This window comes from Mycobacterium sp., assembly GCF_052143115.1.
Classification (GTDB): Bacteria; Actinomycetota; Actinomycetes; order Mycobacteriales; family Mycobacteriaceae; genus Mycobacterium.
Genome location: NZ_JBKQTQ010000335.1, coordinates 1 through 7,960, shown reverse-complemented (window position 1 = coordinate 7,960; position 7,960 = coordinate 1). Strand labels below are relative to the sequence as shown.

The following is a 7,960-nucleotide window of genomic DNA, read 5'->3' as shown; positions in this document are numbered from 1 at the left end:
CCAATGACCTCTGGGCATGGGACTTCGGTCCCTACCCCCACCACGCGACGTGCCGGATCGTCAAAGGCCAGGTTCGATACGAGGAGGAATCATGGCCAGACGCGCTCGTTGGGGCCGGGCGTTGGCGTTGCTGTCTGCGGCTGCTCTGGCGGTGTTGGTTGGGTCGCCCGGCACCGCATCTGCCGGTGGTGGTCGTCCGCAGGCCAACCCGCAGGAAAGGGCGGCGGCCATGATCCGGCCGGCCGTAATTTACCTCGCGGGTCAGACTTACGGCCAGGTCCGGCTGCCCAGCGGCCAGATGCTATCTCAGTTTGGCGAAGGTTCGAATTTCCCCTTCGTCGCAACCTGGAGCTGCACCGGTTTCATCGTCAATCCCGACGGTTGGGTGGCGACCGCAGGTCACTGCGTCGATCCGGAGAGCGCAAAAGAGTTAATACTCAAAAATGCCGTGAGTGCGTATACGAATCAGTTTCCCGACTCGCCTGAGGCCCGGGACCCGGTCGCAGCACTGGAGTGGCTTCTGAAGAACGCACGGGTCGAAGGCGACACTGCCGACCGGGGTCCGGAGACTAGCCTCACGTTGTTATACGGCACCGGGATAAAGGTTGCCGGGAAGATGCCCGCCAATGTCGTGGATTTCCGGCCCCTCGGCAAAGGCGACGTCGCTCTTCTCAAGGTGGAAAAGCACAACATGCCGTCGTCCGAGTTGGCTACCGACGCCGACGTGAGCATCGGTACATCGATTCTCACGGTGGGTTTCCCGGAGACCACCCAACGGGTCACCGATCCTTCACTGGACCCAACGAACAAGAGCGGCACGGTCAGCAAAAAGTCGACCATGCAATCCAGTCCGGAATATGAAATCGACGCCGCGGTGTCCGAAGGCATGAGCGGCGGCCCGACCATCGAGCTCAACGGCAAGGTGATCGGCGTGAACAGCTTCGGCTCCGCCGGCGAACCGCAGGCATTCAACTTCATCGCACCCGCAGATGGTCTCGCGGCACTACTGGCAGGCAAGGCTGTCAAGCCGATGCTCGGACCCGCTGATGTGTACTACCGCAAAGGGCTCGGCCATTACTACTCCGGCCGCTACAGCGACGCAATCAAGGATTTCGACCAGACCTTGGCGATGTCACCCGACTATCCCGGGCTGGCCGATCTCAGGACGAGCGCAGTCAATCTGCGGCAGCAGTACGGTGATGTATCGGTGTTCCATAGCTCAAACGTGCCGTGGTACATCGTAAGTGCCGTTTTACTGGTGCTCGCCGTAGGCGGCCGTGCGATCTTCATGGTGCTGAGAAACCGTCGGCAGCGTCTCGCCGAAGCCGAAGCTGTTGGCTTCCAGCCGGTTACGGGCGGGCCGCCTCCAGTCGGTGGCGCTACCGACAAACCTGTCGATGCACAGGTTGATGAAGAAACCGGCGCCGTCCAACCCCTCGGCATCGTTCCCGCGCAACAGTTGACGGCGACGGAACCCCACTTCTGTGCCAGCTGCGGAGCGGAGCACCACCCTGCCGAAAGGTTCTGCCCGAACTGCGGTAAGCAAATATCTCTTGGAAAATCAGCGCGGGGAACCGGCCAAATACGTTGACGCCCTTACGCTCGGGCTGAGGGCGTCAATCCTGCCCTGCCAAAGGCGCCCGGTCGCCGGCGCGGCCGAACACCATCGCCTCCTCGATGCGGTCGAACCGGTAGTCGATGGCGTCGGCGAGGTAGTTCTGTCGCACGTTCCACGGGCGCTTGGTTCCCGACTTGGGTAGCGCGTGCAGCGATCGCAGCACATTAGCCGGCCTGAATGTCCCATGACGGCTTCTCGGCCATCGGCTCGTCGCCACGATGTGGGCACGCGTGGGTGTAGCCGTGAGACGCCATGTGCGCCAAAAGTTTTGCTGTGGTCCCGGCTGTTATGTCGGCCCGACGTCAATGAAGGGTGTGGGTATTAGCGCCTGACCTGCAGTGTCCTGGGATCGAAAGTCGTGCTGTTGAAGCCTGATCGGCGTCGAATAGCCGTCAGGGCCACGTCTTGGGTACGAACGGCATCGGATGTGGGGCCTAATGGCCCCTCCGTAATCAGCGGCAGCTTAATAGCCTGAGATTGAGCCAATAAGTGGTCGGCAGCCAACACAGCCAGTCAGGAGCCATGTCGTCGGGCGCAGCGAAGTGCAATCCGCATCGGCGCAACCCTCCGACTGGGAGCTTGAATGTGGCGAAACGTCGCTCTACCAGGCAGACGTCGCCGTGCAAGACGTAGGAAAGCCGGTCGAGGTCGAAACGGTTCTTCTCTCTGGTGACCCTGAGCAAGTGTTGATTAATGAATCGCAGGATGCAGCCCTGGTTTGTGTCGGCACCGACAGGCGCGGATGGGCAGCTGACAAGTTGCTGGGCACAACCGAGGCCGCGTTGGCGACGCGTGCACACTGCCCGGTAGCAATCGTCCCGACCAATCCTGACGGAACGGCGGCAGAGCCCGGGTGTGACCGCCGTCGTGCTCAACGATGAGCCCGACAACGATGAAGTTGTGCACTACGCCATGGAGGAAGGACGGCGCCGCAACGCTACTGTGCGGCAGATCGATCGGCGACTGAACAGCTGGATTCGACGTTATCCAGATGTTCCCGTCCAGTTCGTTGCCGCCGGCACCGGCGTGAGGTCCTCCGAAAACCACAGCAGTGCAATTGAACTGGCCGCCTTAGGCAGGGCCGACGCCAATCAAATCTCCGGGCTTGCTACCCCCAATTGCGTGAACTTCTCGGGTCCGCTCCGATCCCCGCCGGCGGGCTCGCCTTATCTGTAACTCGTTTCGGGGTGTGTAGGACTGTTCCCTATGTGATCTCGGGCAGCTGTTTTGCTCGGGGGCGACAGCGTTATCTGAAACGGTATTTCCGACGTGGAGTGGGATCTGCTGCGCACGATCCCGTCGTTCTGCAGGATCGAACCGCTCACCGCTGGGGCGCCGGCTCGTCGCGTAGCGATCCGGACTCCGCCCGCGGTATCAACCCGTCGTGGGCTTGGTCAGGAATACCAGACGGAACTTGCCGATCTGGATCTCATCGCCGTTGGCCAGCACCGCCGACTCCACCGGTTGACGGTTGACATAGGTGCCGTTGAGGCTGTCGAGGTCGACGATCCGGAATGTGCCGTTCTCCCGCCGGAACTCGGCGTGGCGTCGGCTGGAGGTCACGTCGTCGAGGAAGATGTCGCTGTCGGGATGCCGGCCGGCCGATGTGACGGGCCGATCCAGCAGGAACCGCGATCCCTCGTTGGGGCCGCGCTTTACGACGACCACGGCCGAGCCGCTCGGCAACCCTTCGATTCCCTGCACCCCCGCCTCGGCGGCGGCAGCGGCCGAAGCGTCCAACTCGCCTAGGAAGTCGGTGCGGAAAGCGGCGGTGGTTTCCCCGGTGACTTTGTCAGACGTCTCGCCGTTGTCCTGGTGGCTCACGTGTTGTTCCTTCGGCCGTTCCTGCGGTGTGGCATCCAATTCAACTAACTCACCCGGCGATGTTTGGTGCATCGAGATACCTGTCCTCGACGGCCCGGATCAGCTGGTGGCGTATATATTCCAGATCTGCGGCACGATGTGCCAGCAACTTGTCCTCCCAGGCGGCCACCTGGGCTGCCAGGTCCCGGTCGGCGATGGTGTCATCGAGCCAGCGGGAAAAGTCACCGTGTTCCAGGTGGTATTGGAGTGCTTGGCGGTCCAGATGCGCTAGGGCGGTGCGGAAGTCATGCATGGAGCCGGCCGCAGCGATGTGGTGGCCGTCGGTGGCCCGGAAGTAAAAGCGGCGCTCCTGGGGCAGGACGACATCGGCGTACTTGTGGCGGTGGCGCACGTGCGCGGTGCGGCGCTCGGCGATGGTAAATGGACGAGAGGGCCCGGACCCAAACCGCACGCTCGCGCACCATACTGGCTGCGCAGTGATTTTTGCTGAGGTGTCGGTATCGGTGAGCTTGAGCACCACATCGGTGCTGTCGAGTTCGTTGGCGGGTAGTGACTTTGGCGCAAACGATGACAACACATACCCGCCTCGCCTGACCCAGCGTGCTTGCTCGTCGGTGCCCAGCAGATGGGCCTCGTCATAGATCACCCAATGGGGGAATCCGTGCTGCTCGCGGTGCGCCTCGGCGGCCGGGCGCAATCGATGTAGATAGTCGATCTTGTTCGGCTCGGCCAGCGCCGACAGATCCGCCACGATGCTGGTGTGCGGCCCCAGCATCGTGACGAGCTCGGGTGGTTCGGGAAGCCAGTGTCTGGCATCGATAATCTGCACCTGGTTGAGCTCCCGCAGTTCGAGGTGGTCGCCTTCGGGATCAATGACCAACACGCTGTAGCCGGCCAGGATCCATTGCTCGGCCATCAGCCCGGTCAGGTAACTTTTGCCCGCTCCGGCGGGCCCGGTGACCAGGATGCGGCCTTGGCTTCCCGGTATCTGGGTGGGCGTTGCGTCCTCGAAGGTGCCGATGTCGACCCACCGGCGTGGCGGGCACCAGCGTCGCGCCCCACTGAGATAGGGGCCGGTCAGCAGATCGACCACGCCATCCCCGTCGGGTTCGTCGAGCACCAGATCGGCATGTTGGCGCACCGAGGGGATGGCGTCGGCCACCGCGGCGCCGATCTCTGCCGTCGCGAACAACGACAGGTCGTTTTGGGCATCCCCGATCGCGATCGTGTTGTGCGCGGATAGATTCATCTGCGTCAGCACCACGGCAAGCCCGCTGCCTTTCGTCAACCCCGCCGGCAGCACCATCAAGGTTCCCCGGTTGTGGATGATCTGGCAGTCCAAGCCGAGCTGGCCGATCACCTCGGCGACGGTCGCGGCGTGCTCGCCGTCGATGGCCAACAGCACCGCGCCGCGCCGGTAGGGCACCCCCCGATCGGTGAGCACGTCGTCGAGCCCGCTTTCCACCGGCGCCGATAGCGCGTGAGTCGTGCCGTCGATGACGGTCACCGCCCCGTTTTCGAGCACCAACGCGTCGACATGCTCGGCGATCTGCGGGAACTCGGCCCGCAGCTCCACGCCGATGCGGCCGGTGACCAGCACGACCGCGAGACCGCTGCGCCGAGCCTGGTCGATGGCGTCCAGTGCCTTTGCAGAGACCTCGCCCCGCGATGTCAATGTGCCGTCGAAGTCGACGGCTACCGCCTGAAAATACGCCACCGCCGTCCCGTCCCTGATCTGCCGTGTAGAGCACGACAACCACCAATCACCGAGGGCCAATGCGGTTTCGAACCCGCCCGATGAACACCGTCTATAACCAGGCCCCGAATTAGCTCATCCGCGCACGCTGGGGCTTGTGGGCGCCCCCCGCGGCCTGGGTGATTCAGCGGCTGGTGATGGCCGACTGCGAACAGATCGCTTTGACGAACTCGGCGATGGCGTTTTCGGGAAGATGGCGCGCTATGTCGGCCTCGCTGACGATGCCCGCCAATCGGTGATTGTCGATCACCGGCAGCCGGCGAACCTGGTGCTCCTCCATCACAGTGAGCATTTCTTCAATGCTTGCCCCGGCATCGACGTGGTAGGTGGCACCCTGCGCCAGTTCACCGGCGCTGACGGTATTCGGATCGTGGCCGGCCGCGATGCACTTGATGACGATGTCGCGGTCGGTGATCATCCCGCGCAGGCGGTCATCATCGCCGCAAATCGGCAAGGCGCCAACCCCCAAATCGCGCATGTGTTGCGCCGCGGCGGCCAGCGTCTCACGCTCGCCCACACAAGTGGCTCCGGCATGCATGATGTCACGCGCAGTGGTCATGATTCTCCTTAACAGTTCCTCACCTGCTGATTTCCCAGCGGCTCTGAACCTAAAGGCGGCGGTGCGCTGTTCTCTAGGGCCGTTAGGCCCTTATCGGCCTGAAGACATACGACCCCGGCAGACGCCTGTCGGTGAGTTCAAATGCCCTCGAGCCCTCTCCGCACCGCAGCACGACATTGGCGCTTCAGCCTCAACGGAGAGTTCCGCGAGAATGATCGCGGCATCGGCATCGGCATCGGCATCGGCACCGCGGCCGGTGCTGTCTTGGCGTATCTAGCCTGCCACCGAAGCCGTTGGAGCGTCACATGGCCAGCAACGCGCCGGCGCCGACGGCGAGCGCGGCAACTCTGGCGACTTCCAGCGGGATGATGATTTCCACTGGGATATAGCCGGGGCTAGTGTCTGGCCGCGTTGACGCGCCGCCTGACATATCGGGTGCGCCCAGCACAGCATTCAACCCACGGCGTAGCCGCACCACGAGCAACTCAACAGCCAGCATCACGACGGCGATGGCGACCGCGACGATGCCCGCCACCGGCGGCGGGTCGACCGCGACGGCGATCACCAGCGTCACTGCCGCAATAACCTCCCCTGTCCTGGCAGTGGCGAACACCCGGCGGCCGCGACGAGGCGACATCCGAGGCTGACCCGCGGGAGCGCGGAAACCCAGTGGCGCCTCAAAAAACGAGATGGCAACCACCAGGCCAATCCAGACGAAGATGGCTACCAGCGCGATGCCGTTGGCGACGCTCATCGGCTGGGCGCCCCAGGTTGTACCTTCGGCGGCTCGGCCTGCGCGCACGCCCCGGCGCTGTCTTTCTTGTGCCTCCACAAGAAATCGTGCACTCCAGCTGCCCGCAGCTGAATGCGCAGCCACGCCGGCGATGCGCCCACCACCTGCGGCCCGTTGATGATCTCCAGACGTTGCAGCTGGTGGGCCTGGCCTAGCACGGCTCGAGGCCCTGATGCGTTGGTCGCCATAGCGTTTCGCACACTTCTATCGGTGGGCAGTCAGGGGCATCAGGTGGCCGGTGAACCAGTCACGGGCCAGTACCGCGACCCGCTCGAGGGTGCCGGGTTCTTCGAAACGGTGGGTGGCGCCCGAAACCACTACAAGCCGGCACTCGCCGGGCATTGCGGCTTGTGCGCGGCGGTTCAGTTTCAGCACCACGGTGTCGCGGCCCCCCACGATCAGCAGTGTCGGCGCGACCACGTGGGTCAGCGACTGGCCCGCCAGATCGGGCCTTCCCCCGCGCGACACGACCGCTGCCACCTTCACCCGGGGATCGGCGGCCGCGACCAGGGCCGCGCCCGCTGCGGTGCTGGCGCCGAAATAGCCGACGGGCAGCGACGCCGTGTCACGCTGGCCCCCCAGCCAGCCGGTGACATCGACTAGCCGACGGGCCAGCAGCTCGATGTCGAAAACGTTAGCGCGGTTGCGTTCTTCGGCCGGTGTGAGCAAATCGAACACCAAGGTGGCCAGGCCCGCTCGGTTGAGGACCTCGGCGACATACCGGTTGCGTGGGCCGTGCCTGCTGCTCCCGCTGCCGTGGGCGAACACCACAACACCTGACGGGTGCTCCGGGATCGTGAGATGCCCGGCCACCGACACCGGTCCGGCGCTCACCCAGACTTCCTCATCGCGCAGCGGCGGGTCGGCTGCACCGCCGGCGGCAGCGATCCGCCGGACATCGCCGCGGGCGCGATCGAGCAGCGCCACCACCTCGTCATCGGAGGTCTGCGTGAAGTTGCGGTATCCCTGCCCCACCGCATAGAAGAACGCGGGCGCATGAAGGCAGACCACCTCATCGGCGTAGGGGGCCAGCACTTCGGCGGTGTCGGCAGCACCGATGGGAACCGCCAACACCACCCTGCTCGCACCCTGGGCGCGGGCCACCTGGCAGGCAGCCTTTGCGGTCGCCCCGGTCGCGATTCCGTCATCCACGATCACCGCGACCCGCCCCGCCAGCGAGATCTGCTCACGTCCCTGGCGAAACCTTTGCGACCGGCGTTGCACCTCGGCCCGCTGCCGCTTTTCGACCGCGGCCATATCCTCGTCGCTGAGGTTCGCCTCGCGCACGACCGACTCGTTGATCACCCGCACCCCGCCCTCGCCGATGGCGCCGAAGGCCAATTCGGGCTGAAATGGCACACCAAGCTTGCGCACCACAAGAACATCCAGCGGTGCTTGCAGCGCCTCGGC

The 7,960-nt window shown here is 64.4% G+C and carries 9 protein-coding genes and 1 pseudogene; 3 read left to right on the top strand and 7 right to left on the bottom strand.

Translation table 11 applies throughout. The annotated features are described in order from the left end of the window. The first annotated feature begins 91 nt into the window (after window positions 1-91). Window positions 92-1,591 (top strand): trypsin-like peptidase domain-containing protein, encoded by a 1,500-nt coding sequence (locus ACLQI9_RS32355; RefSeq protein WP_442379963.1) that lies wholly within the window; start codon window positions 92-94, stop codon window positions 1,589-1,591. A gap of 25 nt (window positions 1,592-1,616) precedes the next feature. On the opposite strand, the pseudogene ACLQI9_RS32350 reads toward ACLQI9_RS32355, so the two are convergent. Further along, window positions 1,617-1,917 (bottom strand): annotated as a pseudogene (locus ACLQI9_RS32350) (FAD-dependent oxidoreductase); the annotation flags it as partial. A gap of 243 nt (window positions 1,918-2,160) precedes the next feature. Between ACLQI9_RS32350 and ACLQI9_RS32345 the strand changes: the two are divergent. Next, complete coding sequence (locus ACLQI9_RS32345) at window positions 2,161-2,499, top strand: universal stress protein (protein ID WP_442379961.1); 339 nt, start codon at window positions 2,161-2,163, stop codon at window positions 2,497-2,499. Then, on the top strand, window positions 2,474-2,794 hold the full coding sequence (locus ACLQI9_RS32340; RefSeq protein ID WP_442379959.1) for a hypothetical protein: 321 nt from the start codon (window positions 2,474-2,476) through the stop codon (window positions 2,792-2,794). The genes ACLQI9_RS32345 and ACLQI9_RS32340 overlap by 26 nt, the downstream gene beginning before the upstream one ends. A 198-nt stretch (window positions 2,795-2,992) precedes the next feature. Here ACLQI9_RS32340 and odhI read toward each other — a convergent pair whose 3' ends face one another. The 6 genes from odhI to ACLQI9_RS32310 all read right to left on the bottom strand — a co-directional run. Continuing rightward, on the bottom strand, window positions 2,993-3,442 hold the full coding sequence (odhI, locus tag ACLQI9_RS32335; protein WP_442379957.1) for an oxoglutarate dehydrogenase inhibitor Odhl: 450 nt from the start codon (window positions 3,440-3,442) through the stop codon (window positions 2,993-2,995). A 49-nt stretch (window positions 3,443-3,491) separates the two neighbouring features. After that, window positions 3,492-5,159, bottom strand: a complete 1,668-nt coding sequence (locus ACLQI9_RS32330; RefSeq protein WP_442392848.1) for an HAD hydrolase family protein — start codon at window positions 5,157-5,159, stop codon at window positions 3,492-3,494. 163 nt (window positions 5,160-5,322) lie between these two features. Further along, window positions 5,323-5,757 carry a CBS domain-containing protein gene (locus ACLQI9_RS32325; RefSeq protein WP_442379953.1) on the bottom strand — a complete coding sequence of 145 codons (435 nt, stop codon included), beginning with the start codon at window positions 5,755-5,757 and terminating at the stop codon, window positions 5,323-5,325. A gap of 301 nt (window positions 5,758-6,058) precedes the next feature. Then, entirely contained in the window at window positions 6,059-6,511 is a 453-nt protein-coding gene (locus tag ACLQI9_RS32320; protein ID WP_442379951.1) for a hypothetical protein, read from the bottom strand. Next, complete coding sequence (locus ACLQI9_RS32315; protein ID WP_442392846.1) at window positions 6,508-6,738, bottom strand: hypothetical protein; 231 nt, start codon at window positions 6,736-6,738, stop codon at window positions 6,508-6,510. The genes ACLQI9_RS32320 and ACLQI9_RS32315 overlap by 4 nt, the downstream gene beginning before the upstream one ends. Before the next feature lie 16 nt (window positions 6,739-6,754). Next, window positions 6,755-7,960: phosphoribosyltransferase family protein (locus ACLQI9_RS32310; protein WP_442392844.1), on the bottom strand; the 1,206-nt coding region annotated here is incomplete at its 5' end.